The following is a 16,160-nucleotide window of genomic DNA, read 5'->3' on the forward strand; positions in this document are numbered from 1 at the left end:
GTGCTCCGGGCCTCCAGGGTGGTGCGGCCGTCCGACGGTCGCGTCAGTCGTCGAAGTGCGCCGCGGCGGCGCGCGCCCGGTAGACGACGTCGTCGACGTCGTCACCGAGCACCGTGACGTGACCGACCTTGCGGCCGGCGCGCGGTGCCTTGCCGTAGAAGTGGTACTTGGCCTCGGGGAAGGCGGCCAGCGCGTCGGGGTACCGGGCGGCGAGGTCCCCGTCGGCCGGTCCACCGAGCACGTTCACCATGACCGCGGCGGGCGCGTGCATCCCGGTGGCGCCGAGCGGCAGGTCCAGCACGGCTCGCAGGTGCTGCTCGAACTGGCTGGTCGTGGCACCGTCGATGGACCAGTGCCCCGTGTTGTGCGGCCGCATCGCGAGCTCGTTGACCAGGATGCGCTCGTCGCCCGTCTGGAACAGCTCGACGGCGAGGACGCCCGTGACGTCGAGCTCCTCGGCGAGGCGGACCGCGATGGACTCGGCGACGTCCGCGATGCGTCCGGCGCTGTCGGGCGCCGGTGCGACGACCTCGGCGCAGACGCCGTCACGCTGGACGGTCTCGACGAGGGGCCAGGCGACGACCTCGCCGGAGGGCCGCCGAGCGACGGACTGCGCGAGCTCGCGGGTGAACGGCACGAGCTCCTCGACCAGCAGCGCCTGGTCGGCGCCGGTCTCGGCGATCGCGGTGAACCAGTCGTCGACCTCGGCCGGGTCGGACACGACCCGCACGCCCTTGCCGTCGTAGCCGCCCCTGGCCGTCTTGACGACCGCACGACCGCCGTGCTCGGCGATGAAGGCGCGCAGCGCGTCCGCGTCCTGCACCGCGGCCCAGTCCGGCACGGGCAGCCCGAGGTCGGTCAGCCGCTGGCGCATCACGATCTTGTCCTGTGCCACGGCGAGCGCGTCCGGGCCGGGGCGCACCGCGACCCCGGCGTCGACGAGCGTGCGGAGCACGTCCTGCGGCACGTGCTCGTGGTCGAACGTGACGACGTCGACGTCACGGGCGAACGCCAGCACCGTCTCGGCGTCGTGGTAGTCACCCTCGGCGGTGGCGGCGATCGCGGCGGACATGCCGGGTCCCTCGGCCAGCACCCGGATGTCGATCCCCAGTTCGACGGCGGCCGGCACCATCATCCGGGCGAGCTGACCTCCACCGACGACCCCGACGCGCAACGCCATGCTGTGTGTTCCTTCCGGCCTTCCCACCGAGCCGTGAGAAGTGCCTGCCTAGAATCGGTCTCCGGTCAGGAGGTCCCGACCGACGGGGCCGAACCAACGGCCCGCGACAACTCTACGGATCCCGGGAGACACCGTGCGGCGACTCATCGCACAGCTGGCACGCTTCGGTGTGGTCGGCGCCGTCGGCTTCGTCGTCGACTTCAGCATCTTCAACGTGCTGCGGGCAACGGTGCTCTCCCCCGACGAGGTCCACTCCGGCCCGTTCTGGGCCAAGGTCGTCTCCACCGTGGTCGCGATCGGGGTCAACTGGGTCGGCAACCGGTACTGGACCTTCCGGGACCAGCGACGGTCGGTCGCCACGCGCGAGGGCATCGAGTTCGTCGTCGTCTCGCTGGGGGGCATGGTGATCTCGCTCGGCTGCCTCGGGATCTCGCACTACGTCCTCGGCTTCACGTCCGCGCTGGCCGACAACGTCTCCGGCAACGTGATCGGCCTGCTGCTCGGCACGCTCTTCCGCTTCTGGCTGTACAAGGTGTGGGTCTACCACCCGGACCGCGCCGAGCGCGAGGCAGCGCGACGACGCGACGGGGCGCCCGCTGTGGCGACCCGCCAGGACCCCAACGCCCACGCCGGTGCAGGCCCGACCACGACCTAGGATTGTCGGGTGCCGCCGACCGCTCCCGCCGACGTGACCGCCCGCCCGACGACAGCCGTCAGCGCCGTCGCCCGCTGGGAGCGCATCGCGATCGCGGTCCTGACCGCCGCGTTCGGGTGCTGGTTGCTCGCGTGGGCCCTCGTCCTTCCCACGTTCCAGGCGCCCGACGAGACCGCCCACATCGACGCGGCGGTGCACCTGGCGATCGGCGACCCGTGGTCGGCACCCGGCGCGATGCACGTGCTGAACGCCGTGCAGGCCGCCGCGCAGCAACAGGCGACCGAGCCGCAGTCGTCGTGGTCGACGATGACCGAGCTGCTGCGTGAGCACCCCGGCGACTCGGCGACCGTCAACCAGATGACGCAGCACCCGCCGACCGCCTACCTGGTCGGTGCCGCCGTGCTCCGCGCGGCGCACTTCGGGGACCTCCGCTGGGACCACGCCGTGCTGGCGCTGCGGATCGCCGACGTCGTGGCGGTCACCCCGCTCGCGCTGCTGGCGTGGGCGTCCGTCCGTCGGGTCACCCGGTCCCCCCGGGCTGCGGTCCTCGGCGCGCTCGCGCTGTTCGCGACGCCGCAGCTGGCGTCCATCGCGGCGTCGGTGTCGAACGACGCACCGGTGATGCTGCTGACCGGCATCGTCGTCTGGCTCGCCACCCGGATCCTGACGGGCGACCTGCGCTGGCGGACCGTCCTCGGGCTCGGGGTCGCGGTCGGCGCCGCGATCTGGGTGAAGGGCACCGCGCTGCCGGCGATCCCGTTCGTCGCGCTCGTCGTGCTGGTGGCCGGTGCCGGGGTGCTCCCGCTCGCACGACGCCTGGTGCGCACGGTCGCCGCACTCGGGCTGGCCGCGGCGATCGGCGCGTGGTGGTGGCTCCACAACCTCGTCGCATACCACCGCCTGCAGCCGAACGGGTACGCCGCGATGCGCCCGCCGAAGGAGTTCCCACCCGGGGAGCACCCGACGCTGGGCCACTTCCTCGACGTCAGCTGGGGCACGCTCGCACGCACGTTCTGGGGCAGCCCGGGCATCAAGGCGCAGGTCACGATCGGCGACGTCTTCACGGCGGTGCTCACCGCCGTCGCGCTGCTGGTCGTGGTGGTGTTCGCGTTCCGCCGCGGCCCGGAGCTCCGCACCGTCGTCGTGCTGGCGGTGTTCCCCGCGCTGCTCATCGGCATCCAGACGTACACGAGCGCGCACGCGTACCTGACGACCACCGAGGTCGCCGCGACGCAGGGTCGATACTACTTCCCCGCGGTCGTGTGCCTGATCGTGGTGAGCGCCGTCGCATGGCGCCGGATCCCGCGGACCGGGGCGGGGCGACGGGTCCTGGCGGTCGTGCTCGCCGTCGCTGCACCCGTGGTGGGGCTGTACGGGCTGACCGTCGTCACCGCGTGGTTCTGGAACGCCGCTCGCGTCCCGCTGTCCGTCGCGGACGCCGAACGGTACGCGGCACTCGGACCCGTGCCCACCGCGGTGGTCGCCGTGCTGCTGGCCGTCGTCGTGGTCGGCATGGTCGCGGGGATCGTCGCGGTCGCGGTGGCGCCCGGGGACCGTCGCGCGGTCAGCGCGGTGACCGCATCCGGTTCGCCCGGGGTCAGCGCGCGGTGACCTCGTCCGGTTCGCCCGGCTTCAGCGCGCGGTGACCTCGTCCGGTTCGCGCGGGGTCAGCGCGCGGTGACCTCGTCCGGCTCGTCGGCCCGACGCCGCGCGAACCACGTCGGGGCCGAGGCGCAGAGCAGGAAGAGCGCGTCGACGGCCAGGCTCCACACGCGGGTGACCACCACGACCACCAGGGCGATCGGTCCGGGCATCACCAGGCCGAGCAGGAGCGCCTGCACGCCCTCACGGACGCCGAGCCCGCCGGGCGCGAAGACCGCGAGCATGCTGATGGCCGAGGCCATGCTGGCGGCACCGATGACGAACGCCGCGTCCGAGGTCTTCAGCGACGGGTACACGGCGAGCGTGATGAAGTAGTACGCCGTGCCGGAGAACAGCGCCCCGACGACGTACAGCCCGGCACCACCGAGGACCGTCGCGATCCCCGGGGTGACGTCCTCGTCGAGGGGCTGGCGGCGCAGGACCCGCAATGCCGTGCTGACCAGGAACACGAACACCCTCGGCACCAGGCAGACGACGCACCCGACGAACGCCACGATCATCAGCACGACGATCCACGGGTCGAGGGCGTGGGTCCTGGGGTCGACCAGCAGCAGGACGAGGGCCAGCGCCAGCGTGGCGGCGATCTGCAGGCCGCCCTCGAGCAGGCCGCTCACTCCGAGCCGCGCCTTCGAGACGCCGTGTCGTGAGGCGAAGTAGACCTTCCCGATGATCCAGGTGGCGGCTCCCGGGATGTAGCGGCCCATCCACGACTTGGCGTACACGGCGGTCAACGCGACGCCGCTGCCCCGCAGCCCGGTGGCGCCGAGTCGACGCAGCAGGAAGAACCAGATGCCGACGCCCCAGTACCGGAAGCCCAGGCTGATCACGGTCGCGACGGCGACCCACCACCAGTTCCAGCGGATGCCGGCGAGCTGGCTCCAGTCGACGCTGCGCACGTACAGGAACAGGAAGACCGCCAGCAGGACGTAGAACAGGACCGGCACGCCGCGGCGCAGGACCGCCCGTGTCCGCGGACTCATTGCAGGCCCCGGGTGCCCTGTGCGAAGTCGGTGTGCAGGGCGTCGCTCATCCGTGCGACCCCGGCGGCCAGGTCGGCGACGACCCGCTCGCGGTCCCGGTCGAGGGCGTCCAGGGTGGCGAGGACGTCCTCGACGAAGGTCGGGCTGAGTGCGTCCTCGATCGGGCGTGCGAAGCGCTGCATGCCGATCTGCTCGAAGAACAGTCGACCCTTGTCGACGTAGTACAGCACCGTCGCGGGGACCCCGGCGATCGTGGCGACGATGGCGGAGTGCAGGCGGCTCGCGATGAACAGGCGGCTGCGCGACATCAGCCCGGCGTACTCGGCCGGCGAGAATCTGTCGGCCTCGATGACGTGGGCCCGACCGGGCTCGCGCATGCCCGCGATGACCTCGCGCGCGAACGCGGCGTCGCCCTCAGAGGCCTCCATGTGCATCGGGTAGAACACGACGTCGGCGTCCCAGCGCTCGACGACCCGGTCGACCAGCTCCGTCAGGGCCTGCCGGTAGCGCTGCAGCTCGGCGGACTCGGCCTGCTGCCTGCGGAGGGCCTTCGGGATGAACCGGAACGGGATCCAGCCGCTGCGCTTGTAGTGGAACCAGCGGCGCACGCCGATGCCGATCGACCCGTCGAGCCGCTCCGCGGTCAGGCCGGTGGTGCGCTCGAGCCGCTCGAGCACGTGCTGGTCCGGCGCGGTCACGGTGCCGACCACCGCGGGGTCGAACGACGAGATGACCGGGGTCCGCACGCCCCAGGCGCGCAGCTTCTCGCGGGACTCGTCGTCGCGGACCAGGAACACCTCGGTCAGGTCGACCGTCGCCCGGATCAGGCGCTTGCTGATGCCGGCCGTCGTCGGACCGATCCCCTGGAAGGCGCCGACCAGGTGGCGGTTGGCGGCACGCAGCAGCACGAGCTTGAGCAGCCAGTAGACCAGGCCGAGCTTGTTCGTGTAGTCCTTCAAGATCTCGCCGCCGCCCCAGAGCACCACGTCGGCGCTCCGCGCAGCACGCAGGAGTCGGAGCATGTCGCCGACGCCGGTGCTGTACGGCGACACGGGCAGGAACCGGATGCCGAACCACGCGGCGTCGCGCTCGGGGTACTGCGAGAGCGAGACGATCTCCGCGCCGGGCCAGCGGTGCCGGGCGAGTTCGATGTTGCCGGCGAGGATGGCGCGGTCCCCTCGGTTGTGCGGGGAATCGCTATTGTGGATCAGAACTCGCACGGGTCTCCTGCTCGGGGTCCGGTCCGTGTGTCGCCAGCCGTCCGGCGGGCGCCGCGGACCCCCAGCAGGGTACCAACGGCGGTCGTCCGCTCGCGACCGCACACCGCACCGGAGGAACACCATGCCCGCTCCCGACCGTCGTCCGCGCGTGCTCGTGCTGGCGTCCACGTTCCCGGCCCGGGCCGACGACGGGGTGCCCGCCTTCGTCCTCGACCTCGCCCGTCACGAGGCCCAGGAGTTCGACACCGCCGTGCTGACGCCGCGGGTACCGGACGCCGCCCGGTCCGAGGTCGTCGACGGCGTCCGCGTCGTGCGCTTCCCCTACTTCCCCCGGCGCTTCGAGGACCTGGCCGACGGCGCGATCCTCGACAACCTCGCGGAACGCCGCAGCCGCATCGTGCAGGTGCCGGCGTTGATGGCCGCCCAGTACGCGGCCGTCCGCCGCGCGGTCCGCTCGTTCCGCCCCGACGTCATCCACGCGCACTGGGCCATCCCGCAGGCCCTCGTGGCGACGCTCGCCGCGCCGGGTGTCCCGCTCGTCGTGACGACCCACGGCGGCGACGTCTACGCGCTCCGGGCCGCGCCGCTGGTCCGGCTGAAGCGGTGGGTGCTCGGTCGTGCCGCCCACGTCACCACGGTCAACGGCGAGATGCGCGAGCGTCTGACCAGCTGGGGCGTGCCGGAGACCAGGTCGAGCGTCGTCCCGATGGGCGTGGACCTCGAGCCCGCCGCGGCCGCCCGTACCCGCACCGTCCGGCAGCCCGGCCGCGTCGTCGCCGTCGGCCGCCTGGTCGAGAAGAAGGGCTTTGGCACCCTGCTCGAGGCCCTGCGCGGCATCGACGACGTCCCGTGGGAGCTCGTGGTGGTCGGCGACGGCCCGTACCGCACCCGGCTGCAGGACCAGGCAGCCGGCCTGCCCGTGACCTTCCCGGGCCAGCGTGGCAAGACCGAGGTGCTCGACACGCTGGCGTCGGCCGAGGTCGTGGCGCTGCCGTCGGTCCCGGCGGCGAACGGCGACCAGGAGGGGCTGCCCGTCACGCTGCTCGAGGCAGCCGCCGTCGGCGCGGCCGTCGTGGCCAGCGACCTGCCCGGCATCCGGGACGTCGTCGAGCACGACGTCTCCGGTCTGCTCGTGCCCCCGGGCGACGTCGCGTCGCTGCGAGCGGCCCTCCGCCGGGCACTGACCGACGACGAGGCCCGCGCGCGCTGGCAACAGGGCGCGACCGCCGCGGCGGCGGCGTTCTCCGGCGAGCGGATCGGCGAACGCTACCGCGCGGTGCTGCGCGACGCCCTGCGCTGAGCGGGGCCGCCCACCCGGCGTCCGCGACCCCGCCGGAGGTCCGGCACGGCGACGGCCAGCAGCGCCACCGCGAGCGCCACGAGCGACACGACGAACGCCGTGCCCGCCACCAGGTCGGCGCCGGGGACCGACGGCAGCCCACCGAGGACGACGAGCGAGCGGTACGGCACGAGCGCGACGGCGGACCACACGGTCAGGAGCACCCAGGAGGCCCGGCCCCAGGCCGCCAGGCCGCCGGCGACCAGCAGGGCGATCGGCAGCTGCACGGTCAGGACGTAGCGGTTGATGGTGCCACCGCCACCGGCCACGTAACGGATCTCGACGATCGTGAACAGCAGCGTCACGACCGCGAACATGGCGACGACCAGCGCGGCGGGCACGAACCCGTCCGACGACGGTCGGCGCCGGCCACGCAGCACCGCGTGCAGCAGGACGGCGACGGCGGCCAGGAACACGGGCACGAGCAGCAGCAGCCACGGCGTCGCGCTCAGCGGGTCGAGCGCACCGCGGAAGGCGCCGAAGATGCCCCGCCAGTAGTCGGGATCGGTGACGACCTGCAGGTCCGTCCGTTTCTCGCGCGGGACGTGCCCGGTCCAGGTCGTGGGGCGTCCGCTGAACGACCCGGTGAGCTCGTGGTTCCGGACCCAGAACCAGCCCGACGCGGCCCCGGCGGCCACGAGCGGCACGAGTGCGGCGACGACCCGCGCGGCCGCGCCCCGCAGGCGTCCGAGCCGGGTCCGGTGGGCCAGGGCGAACCCGACCACGACGGCCGCCAGCCAGATGCCGAACGACAGGCGCGTGGTCATGCCGGCGGCACCGACGAGCGCCCCGGCGACGAGCAGGCGCGGCCCCACACCGCGGCGGATCGCGGACGCCGCGACCCCGCCCGCGAGTGCGCAGAGCACGGCGTAGAAGGCGTCGTTGTAGATCGACCCGCCCTGGACGACGACGATGCCGGTCAGCGCGGTGACCACCGCGACCGCGGAGGGCAGGCGGCGCATCGCCGGGAAGGCCCGGGACGCCGCCCAGGCGCACGCCAGCACGAGCGCGCCGGCGGCGACGACGCTGACCATGCGCCCGAGCATCGTGGCGAGCACCAGGTGTCCGGCGTCCCAGGCCGGGCCGACCACCGGGGCGAGCACCAGGTAGAACAGCGGCGGGTGCTGTGCGACCCACTGCACCGGCGGATGCGCACCGAACGGCGCCGTGTACCGCAACCCGTCCGCGAACCGGGGCAGGTGTCCGTGCCAGACCTGGAGCGCGTAGTCGATGTGCGCCGGCTCGTCGGCACTGCCGAGCGGGTCGGTCGTGAAGGCGCGCGCGACGGACGCCGCCATCACCACGACGACGGCCAGGAGGACGGTCGGCGTGGCCCAGTCGTGTCGCTGCAGGCGGCTCAGGAAGCGCGGCACCTGGATGCTCAGCGCCCCATGCCGCGCACCGTGAAGCCGGCGGCCGTCCAGGCGTCGCGGTCGAGGCAGTTCCGCCCGTCGACGACCACGGGACGGGCGACGAGTCCGGCGACCCGGGCCGGGTCGAGCGTGCGGAACTCGTTCCACTCGGTCAGCACGAGCACCAGGTCGGCATCGCGGACCGCAGCGTCGGCGGAGTCGACGTAGGTGAGCTCGGGACGGATGCGCGCCGCGGTGCCGTTGGCCTGGGGGTCGTACGCGCTGACCGTGGCGCCGAGTTCGACCAGGCGGGCGGCGATGTCGAGCGCGGGTGAGTCGCGGACGTCGTCGGAGTTCGGCTTGAACGCCAGGCCGAGCACCCCCACGCGCTTGCCCGCGACCGCACCCTCGAGCAGCTCCTGGGCGAGGGTGACCACGTGGGCGCGGCGGCGCAGGTTGATCGCGTCGACGTCGGCCAGGAAGTCGAGCGACTCCCCCACGCCGAGCTCGGTCGCCCGCGCCTGGAACGCGCGGATGTCCTTGGGCAGGCAGCCGCCGCCGAAGCCGAGTCCGGCGTTCAGGAACTTCCGCCCGATGCGCTCGTCGTGCCCGATGGCGTCGGCGAGCGCCGTGACGTCGGCTCCGACGACCTCGGCGATCTCGGCCATCGCGTTGATGAACGAGATCTTCGTGGCGAGGAACGCGTTCGCGCTGACCTTGACGAGTTCGGCGGTCGCCAGGTCGACGACCAGGCGCGGGGTGCCGTCGGCGAGCGTGGTCGCGTAGACCTCGTCGAGTGCGGCGACGGCGGCGTCGCCCGCGGCACCGGACGGCACGCCGTACACGAGCCGGTCGGGTGAGATCGTGTCCTGCACCGCGAAGCCCTCGCGCAGGAACTCCGGGTTCCAGACCAGCGTCGCGCCGGGCACCGACTCGGACACCGACGCCGCGAGTCGCGCGGCGGTCCCAACGGGGACGGTGGACTTGCCGACGACGAAGTCGCCGTCGGACAGGTGCGGCACCAGCCCGGCGACCGCGGCGTCGACGTAGGTCAGGTCGGCGGCACCGGTGGGGCCCTGCGGGGTGCCGACGGCCAGGAAGTGGACACGGGACCCGGCGACCGCGGCCATGTCGGTGGTGAACCGGATGCGGCCGGAGGCGATCGCCTCGGCGAGGATCTCGGGGAGTCCGGGTTCGAAGAACGGTGCGTCGCCCGCGGCGAGCCGTTCGATCTTGACGGGGTCGACGTCGACGGCGACGACGTCGTGTCCGAGCTTGGCCATGGAGGCGGCGTGCACGGCACCGAGGTACCCGCAGCCGATGACGGAGATCTTCACGCCACGACGCTACCGGTTCCTGAACGAACTTCCACCGAGTGCGATGCTCACGACCGGTGGTGGACGTCCCCCCACGGCGGACGGTCCGGACCGCCGACGATCTCGTCCCAGTCGGGCTCCCGGTGCCGGCGACGGGCCTCGTACGTCTCGACCAGGTCGTGCAGGACCGCGACGACCAGGTCGGCGTGCGGCACGTCGGCGAGCACCACGGCCGGGTCGTCGCCCGGGAAAACCAGGACGTCGCCGGAGCGGAACACCCCCTGCAGGCCACGGCGGCGCACCGTGACGTCGTACCCCCGCGAGTGCAGCAGCTCCTGCCGCGTGCGCGTGCCGAGTCCGCGCACGACGACGAGCCGCCGCGTGGTCACCACGTAGCGATGCGTCAGCCACCGCACGAACGGGACGAGTCCGCCGAACAGCACGAGCACGACGACGAGCACCGCGATGACGACGTTCACCCACGCCAGCTGCGCCTGGAACACCCCGAAGCCGAACCCGCCGGCGGCGGCCACAAGCACGACGAACACCGCTGGTCGCACCAGGCTCCGAGCGTGTGGCCGGAGGCGTGCGACCACGCGTTCCGGCAGTGGCTCGGCGGTCATGGCGTCATGCATACCGCAGGTGGGTGACGTCCCCCACGGCGACGCCCCTGGTGGAGCCGTCTCGGTCCCGGATCGTGATGCGGCCGTCGTCGTCGATGCCGACCGCGTCGGCCTCGACGGCGGTGCCGTCGGGCAGTTCCAGCCGCACCCGCGCACCGATCGTGCCGCAGCCGGCCCGGACGTGGGACCGGACCGTCTCGGCGGCCTGACCGCCCGTGACGAGCGCACCCACCGCCTCCTGGAGGCCCCGGAGGAAGTCGGACAGCACCGCGTCGGCCAGCTCCGGCGCTCCGTCCGTCGCGCCGGCGACGCGCAGCGACGTCGAGGACGGCGTCGGCAGCTGCTCGGACGGGATGGTGAGGTTGACGCCGGCGCCGACGACGACGGAACCGTCGGCTGCCACCTGGCAGAGGATGCCGCAGACCTTGCGGCCGTCGACGAGCACGTCGTTGGGCCACTTCACCGCGACCCGGGAGGCTCCCCCCGCCCCCGCGACGGCGGTCCCGTCCGCGGGTGCGGGCTGCAGGGCCGCCTGCACGGCGTCGCGCATCGCGGCCCCGGCGACGAGCGGCAACCAGCCGCGGTCACGATCGTCCAGCGGCGCGCGGACGAGGACGCTGACGGCCAGTGCCCGTCCGGACGGGGCGGACCACGTGCGGTCGAGCCGGCCGCGTCCCGCCGTCTGGTCCAGCGTCACGACGACGCTGCCGTCGGGCAGGTCCGTCGCCGCGGCGAGGAGGTCGGCGTTCGTCGAACCCGTCACGGTCCGCAGGTCGAACGCGGCACCCCGGGACTCGACGACGGCGCGGGAACGCGGCAGGACGGGTGTGGACATGCACGCAAATGTACGGGCAGGAGCCGTGGGGATCCTCCAACCGTGGGCTGTGCGTGCCCCGGTATGGTGAGCGGGTGACTCAAGGCGACACCCCCGATCTCTCCACGACGGCCGGCCGGCTCGCCGACCTCCGCGTGCGCTACCACGAAGCCGTGACCGCCGCTGGCGAAGCCGCCATCGCGAAGCAGCACGCCAAGGGCAAGACCACGGCGCGCGAGCGGATCGAGCAGCTCCTCGACGAGAACTCGTTCGTCGAGCTCGACGAGTTCGTCCGGCACCGCACGCACGCCTTCGGCATGGACGCCAAGCGGCCCTACGGCGACGCCGTCGTCACCGGCTTCGGGACCATCCACGGGCGCCAGGTCGCGGTCTACGCGCAGGACTTCACCGTCTTCGGCGGCTCCCTCGGCGAGGTCGCCGGCGAGAAGATCATCAAGGTCATGCAGCACGCGCTGAAGACCGGCGTGCCGATCATCGGCATCCTCGACTCCGGCGGCGCCCGCATCCAAGAGGGAGTGGTCGCGCTCGGCAAGTACGGCGAGATCTTCCGCCTGAACACCCAGGCCTCCGGGGTCATCCCGCAGATCTCGATCGTGATGGGCCCGGCAGCCGGTGGCGCCGTGTACTCCCCGGCGCTCACCGACTTCGTCATCATGGTCGACAAGACCAGCCACATGTTCGTCACCGGCCCCGACGTCATCAAGACCGTCACGGGCGAGGACGTCGGCTTCGAGGAACTCGGCGGCGCGCAGACGCACAACGCGATCTCCGGCGTCGCGCACTACCTGGCCGAGGACGAGACCGACGCGCTCGACTACGCGCGCTCGCTGATCGGCTTCCTGCCCGACAACAACCTGTCCGACGCCCCCGCGTACGACGTCGCCCCCGAGCTCGAGACCACCGACGCCGACCGTGAGCTCGACCTCGTCATCCCCGACTCCACGAACCAGCCGTACGACGTCACGCAGGTCATCGAGCACGTCGTCGACGACGGCGACTTCCTCGAGGTGCAGCCGCTCTTCGCCCCGAACATCCTGATCGGCTTCGGACGGGTCGAGGGCCGCACCGTCGGCATCATCGCGAACCAGCCGCAGGCGATGGCCGGCACGCTGAACATCGACGCCGGCGAGAAGGCCGCGCGCTTCGTCCGCTTCTGCGACGCCTTCGGCATCCCGATCCTGACGCTCGTCGACGTGCCCGGCTACCTGCCCGGCACCGACCAGGAGTGGACCGGGGTCATCCGCCGCGGCGCCAAGCTGCTGTACGCCTACGCCGAGGCCACCGTGCCGCTCGTCACGGTCATCACGCGCAAGGCCTACGGCGGCGCGTACATCGTGATGGGGTCGAAGCAGCTCGGCGCGGACATCAACCTCGCGTGGCCGACCGCCGAGATCGCGGTCATGGGCGGCCAGGGCGCGGTCAACATCCTGTACCGCTCCGAGATCAAGCGTGCCGAAGAAGCGGGCGAGGACGTCGCCGCCGTGCGCTCCCGCCTGGCGAACGAGTACACGTACAACGTGGCCTCGCCGTACCTGGCAGCCGAGCGCGGCGAACTCGACGGCATCATCCAGCCGCATGCCACCCGCGTGTCCGTGATCAAGGCCCTCCGTGCACTCCGGGGCAAGCGCGCGTCGCTGCCGCCGAAGAAGCACGGCAACATCCCGCTGTGAGCGCGCGCTGATGGCCAAGCACGCAGCAGCCGTCCCCGCGGACGAGCCCGCGTCGGTCGCCGACGTGCGCGTCGTGTCCGGCGAGCCCACGCCGGAAGAGCTGGCGGCGGTCGTCGCCGTCCTGCAGCGCCAGGCCGACGAGGCGGCGGCGGCGGGTCGCGCACGCGTCGAGGCATCGCCGCGTGCGTCGTGGAACGCGTCGGCGCGCGGGCTGCGCGGGACACTCCCGTCGGGGCACGGGGCCTGGTCGCGGTCCCTGCGGTAGTCCGCACCGTCCTCGCCAGCACCCACGGCCCCCTTCCCCGGGATCGGACCAGCGTGCAACGATGTACCCCTCGGGTCCTCCACTCTGCGGGCGTTGCGCGGTGCACTTCCCGGTCCGTCTCCCCTCGGTCGGGGGTCATGATCCCGACGACGGCGTCGAAATGGTCGGAAATGTCCCCCATAATGACGACTGACACACGACGTGCCAGTCGGCATAGTTACTTGTGTTCGGTGTCCTTCTACGAAGAACATCGCCGGACGGTGGCCGACTAGGGTACGACGCCATCGTCCGCTGCGAGCCAGGGCGATATTCGGGTTGTCGCTCTGCCTCGGGTCGTGAACGGGCCGGTCGGGTTCTCCGACCGGCCCGTTCCCCGTTTCCGGCCGGGCGCGCGGTCCGGCGTTGCGCGCGAACGACACCACCGATGTCGTACGACGTCGACTTTGTCGCACCGCGCGCCGCCGTCCCCGCGAACGACACCACCGATGTCGTACGACGTCGACATCGTCGGGCCGTGCGCCGCCCTCCCCACGAACGACACCCCCGATGTCGTACGACATCGACATTGTCGGGCCGTGCGCCGCTGTCCCCACGAACGACACCATCGATGTCGTACGACATCGACATCGTCGGGCCGTACGACGTCGACCCTGTCGCACCATGGGCACGCATGCCGCAACGCGAGCGTCCAGCTGCGGGACGTGCGGGGCAGAGACGCACCGGGCCTCCCGGCCACCCTCTCGCGACTCGGAGCCGGGTCCGCGGTCAGACGGATTCGTGCCGCGGGATCTCGAGCCAGAGCGCGACGGAGTCGTCCTCGTCGCCGTCCTCGTCGTCGTCGTCCAGGTCGGCCCCGAGCGCCGCGGACTCGCTCGCCGCCAGGTCGAGGCGGAGCCCCACGACGCTGACCGCCGCGTCGGAGCCCTCGGGGACGGTCCGGACGATCACGTTGTCGGCGTCGTGGGCCTGGCGGAGCGCGTCAGCCAGGCGGAGGTGGATGCGCCGCAGGTCGTCCACCGGCAGTTCGTCGAGTCCACCGTCGTCGTGCAGCTGGACGACGGCTCCGCGGCGACGGAGGCGCATCACCTCGTCGCGGACGTCGTCCGACAGCAGGGACCGCCCGCGGATCTCGTCACGGATGGCCTGTTCGAGGTGCAGACACTCGGTGCGTTCGTCCTCGGTCAGGTCACCGCACGAGTCGATGATGCGCTGGAGCATCGGCAGCGCCATCCGGGTGGTCTGGCTGAGGCGGAACTGCCGTTCGAACACGTGCGCGTCCTGCGCGGCCTGCCAGTCCGCCGTCTCCTGCTCGGCCCGCATGAAGTCCCGGGTGATGCGGGTCGCGCGGTTCATCGCGACGATGAAGGCCGAGGCGATCGCCACCCAGGACAGACTGCCGATCACGCCGAGCTTGCTGAGGGAACCGGCACCGGCCCACGCGGCGACGAACACGGTGAGGAACAACACGCCGGCCCAGGCGAACGGTGCGCGCTGCCGGACGACGAGGATCACCATCAGCGTTCCGACCGCGGCGACCCACCAGGTGCCGTAGCCGGCCTCGTCGGACGGGTCGACCACGGGCGCGGCCACGACCGGGACGGCGATGGCGGTCGCCAGGGCGAAACACGCGGACCAGACCGGCAGCACCGCCTCCCGCAGGAACAGGACCGTGGCGGTGGCGGCCGCGTAGAGGACCATGCTCGCGATGACCGGTCCCATGTCGCTCGCAGCAGGCAGCGCCGTCAGGGCGAGGACCAGGTGGTAGACGGAGAACAGCGCGGCGAGGCCGGTGGCGATGCCCGCCGGGACGGAGACCTTCACTGCTCCCCCGCTCCTGGCGCTGGCCACGTCAGCACCACGCGGGTGCCGGAGCCCGGCGCGGTGTCGATCCGGGCGGCGCCACCGGCCGATGCCACCCGTTCGAGGATCGACCGACGGACGCCCAGGCGCTCCGCGGGGATCGCGGCCTGGTCGAAGCCCACTCCGTCGTCGCCGACCTCGATGCGGACGACCCCGGCGGTGTGGTCCACGGTCACCCACCTCGAGGCGGTCGGTCCCGCGTGCTGGACGCTGTTGACGGCCGCCTGCAGTGCTGCGGACGCCAGTGCATCGGCCACGGCGGCGGGGACCGTCCTGGAGGAGATCGCACCGAGCCGGACGGTCACGGGGACGGCGAGCTCGTCGACCGCCTGGGCGATCCGCGCGCGGAGCTCCGCCAGGCGCACGGGTGGGACGTCCTCAGGCGTGTCCCCGGCGGCGGCGAGGTGGTCGATCGCGTTGCGGGCCATCCGCGCGGAGAGCATCCGGCCGTCGGGGGTGTCGGCGCGGGCGGCGGACAGCAGCGTGGTGAGGACGCTGTCGTGCACGATGGCGTCCACCTGGATGCGCTCGACCTCGGTGGCGTGCTCGCGGATGGCGTGCGAGTACCGGCGCACCGCGGTCGCCTGCGCCGAGTCGACCGCGGCCGCCGCGCGTCGGAGCATCACGATCAGGGCGAGCGCGGCGCCGCCGAGGATCCCGATGAACACACCGTCGACGACCGCCCGGAGGACGCCCGCGTCACCACCGGCCGGGGTCAGGCGGATGACCGCGTAGACCACCGGCACGACGGCCGTGTAGACCACCGCGCGCCAGGTCGCGAACCCCATCGCCGCGGCGACGGTCCCGACGTTGCAGATGAACCACGGCCACGGCTGCTGTCCGACGAGCGGGCGCTCGACCGTGAACGGCCAGACGACGAGCACGACGAGGAACAGCAGTGCGGTCACGATCTGCGCCGGCTGCACCAGCCGCGGGACGAAGACCGAGACGCCGACCAGCATGAAGGCCGCCGCGAGCGCCACCGGGAGCACGACGCCGCCGGTCACGTCGAGGAACCGCTGCTGGTTCAGGACGGTCGTGACGTTCACCGCCCCGAACCCGATGGCGAAGACCGCGAGCAGGATCGCGAACGCCCGCTCGACGGAGGCCTGGGAGACCGTTGCCCGCACGTTGCGGGACGGGTCCACTCCGAACGGCGCGACCTCGGTCGTCATCGGGTCACCGCCGATCGGGGACGGTCCG

At 72.7% G+C, this 16,160-nt stretch carries 14 protein-coding genes; 5 read left to right on the forward strand and 9 right to left on the reverse strand.

Going from position 1 to position 16,160, the window contains the following annotated elements; genetic code table 11:
• Positions 1-43: 43 nt before the first annotated feature.
• Positions 44-1,180 carry a 5-(carboxyamino)imidazole ribonucleotide synthase gene (locus tag ASG04_RS00125; RefSeq protein ID WP_056118559.1) on the reverse strand — a complete coding sequence of 379 codons (1,137 nt, stop codon included), beginning with the start codon at positions 1,178-1,180 and terminating at the stop codon, positions 44-46.
• 133 nt (positions 1,181-1,313) lie between these two features.
• On the opposite strand from ASG04_RS00125, the gene ASG04_RS00130 reads away from it, so the two are divergent.
• A complete protein-coding gene (locus ASG04_RS00130) occupies positions 1,314-1,835 on the forward strand; it encodes a GtrA family protein (RefSeq protein ID WP_056118563.1) in 522 nt (173 codons plus the stop codon).
• Positions 1,836-1,844: 9 nt separating this feature from the next.
• Positions 1,845-3,446, forward strand: coding sequence for an ArnT family glycosyltransferase (locus ASG04_RS00135; protein ID WP_056118564.1), 1,602 nt, complete (start codon positions 1,845-1,847; stop codon positions 3,444-3,446).
• Between the two features lie 56 nt (positions 3,447-3,502).
• Here ASG04_RS00135 and ASG04_RS00140 read toward each other — a convergent pair whose 3' ends face one another.
• Together ASG04_RS00140 and ASG04_RS00145 are read right to left on the reverse strand one after the other, a co-directional pair.
• Complete coding sequence (locus tag ASG04_RS00140) at positions 3,503-4,477, reverse strand: lysylphosphatidylglycerol synthase domain-containing protein (protein WP_056118567.1); 975 nt, start codon at positions 4,475-4,477, stop codon at positions 3,503-3,505.
• A complete protein-coding gene (locus tag ASG04_RS00145; protein WP_056118570.1) occupies positions 4,474-5,697 on the reverse strand; it encodes a polysaccharide pyruvyl transferase family protein in 1,224 nt (407 codons plus the stop codon). Before ASG04_RS00145 ends, ASG04_RS00140 begins: the two co-directional genes overlap by 4 nt.
• A gap of 121 nt (positions 5,698-5,818) precedes the next feature.
• On the opposite strand from ASG04_RS00145, the gene ASG04_RS00150 reads away from it, so the two are divergent.
• The gene (locus ASG04_RS00150; RefSeq protein WP_056118573.1) at positions 5,819-6,997 is read left to right on the forward strand and encodes a glycosyltransferase; all 1,179 of its coding nucleotides are present in this window, start codon (positions 5,819-5,821) and stop codon (positions 6,995-6,997) included.
• On the opposite strand, the gene ASG04_RS00155 is transcribed toward ASG04_RS00150, so the two are convergent.
• The 4 genes from ASG04_RS00155 to ASG04_RS00170 are packed head-to-tail and all read right to left on the reverse strand — an operon-like array spanning position 6,964 to position 11,162.
• On the reverse strand, positions 6,964-8,409 hold the full coding sequence (locus ASG04_RS00155; RefSeq protein ID WP_056118576.1) for a hypothetical protein: 1,446 nt from the start codon (positions 8,407-8,409) through the stop codon (positions 6,964-6,966). The genes ASG04_RS00150 and ASG04_RS00155 overlap by 34 nt on opposite strands.
• Before the next feature lie 8 nt (positions 8,410-8,417).
• Positions 8,418-9,725 carry a UDP-glucose dehydrogenase family protein gene (locus ASG04_RS00160; RefSeq protein ID WP_056118579.1) on the reverse strand — a complete coding sequence of 436 codons (1,308 nt, stop codon included), beginning with the start codon at positions 9,723-9,725 and terminating at the stop codon, positions 8,418-8,420.
• A gap of 47 nt (positions 9,726-9,772) precedes the next feature.
• Complete coding sequence (locus ASG04_RS00165) at positions 9,773-10,327, reverse strand: PH domain-containing protein (protein WP_056118580.1); 555 nt, start codon at positions 10,325-10,327, stop codon at positions 9,773-9,775.
• 4 nt (positions 10,328-10,331) lie between these two features.
• Positions 10,332-11,162, reverse strand: a complete 831-nt coding sequence (locus tag ASG04_RS00170) for a biotin--[acetyl-CoA-carboxylase] ligase (protein WP_056118582.1) — start codon at positions 11,160-11,162, stop codon at positions 10,332-10,334.
• Between the two features lie 74 nt (positions 11,163-11,236).
• On the opposite strand from ASG04_RS00170, the gene ASG04_RS00175 reads away from it, so the two are divergent.
• Together ASG04_RS00175 and ASG04_RS00180 are read left to right on the forward strand one after the other, a co-directional pair.
• Positions 11,237-12,832 (forward strand): acyl-CoA carboxylase subunit beta, encoded by a 1,596-nt coding sequence (locus ASG04_RS00175; protein WP_056118584.1) that lies wholly within the window; start codon positions 11,237-11,239, stop codon positions 12,830-12,832.
• Between the two features lie 10 nt (positions 12,833-12,842).
• Complete coding sequence (locus ASG04_RS00180; protein WP_056118585.1) at positions 12,843-13,097, forward strand: acyl-CoA carboxylase subunit epsilon; 255 nt, start codon at positions 12,843-12,845, stop codon at positions 13,095-13,097.
• Between the two features lie 765 nt (positions 13,098-13,862).
• Here ASG04_RS00180 and ASG04_RS00185 read toward each other — a convergent pair.
• Positions 13,863-14,918, reverse strand: coding sequence for a hypothetical protein (locus ASG04_RS00185; protein ID WP_056118587.1), 1,056 nt, complete (start codon positions 14,916-14,918; stop codon positions 13,863-13,865).
• A complete protein-coding gene (locus tag ASG04_RS00190; protein WP_056118589.1) occupies positions 14,915-16,132 on the reverse strand; it encodes a sensor histidine kinase in 1,218 nt (405 codons plus the stop codon). The genes ASG04_RS00185 and ASG04_RS00190 overlap by 4 nt, the downstream gene beginning before the upstream one ends.
• Positions 16,133-16,160 lie beyond the last annotated feature (28 nt).

The sequence above is a fragment of the Curtobacterium sp. Leaf183 genome (assembly GCF_001424385.1).
Taxonomy (GTDB): domain Bacteria; phylum Actinomycetota; class Actinomycetes; order Actinomycetales; family Microbacteriaceae; genus Curtobacterium.

Coding starts and splice junctions, on each gene's coding strand:
- ASG04_RS00190 (WP_056118589.1), bottom strand. CDS start 16,132: ATGACGACCGAGGTCGCGCCGTTCGGAGTGGACCCGTCCCGCAACGTG.
- ASG04_RS00180 (WP_056118585.1), top strand. CDS start 12,843: ATGGCCAAGCACGCAGCAGCCGTCCCCGCGGACGAGCCCGCGTCGGTC.
- ASG04_RS00140 (WP_056118567.1), bottom strand. CDS start 4,477: ATGAGTCCGCGGACACGGGCGGTCCTGCGCCGCGGCGTGCCGGTCCTG.
- ASG04_RS00150 (WP_056118573.1), top strand. CDS start 5,819: ATGCCCGCTCCCGACCGTCGTCCGCGCGTGCTCGTGCTGGCGTCCACG.
- ASG04_RS00125 (WP_056118559.1), bottom strand. CDS start 1,180: ATGGCGTTGCGCGTCGGGGTCGTCGGTGGAGGTCAGCTCGCCCGGATG.
- ASG04_RS00165 (WP_056118580.1), bottom strand. CDS start 10,327: ATGACCGCCGAGCCACTGCCGGAACGCGTGGTCGCACGCCTCCGGCCA.
- ASG04_RS00170 (WP_056118582.1), bottom strand. CDS start 11,162: ATGTCCACACCCGTCCTGCCGCGTTCCCGCGCCGTCGTCGAGTCCCGG.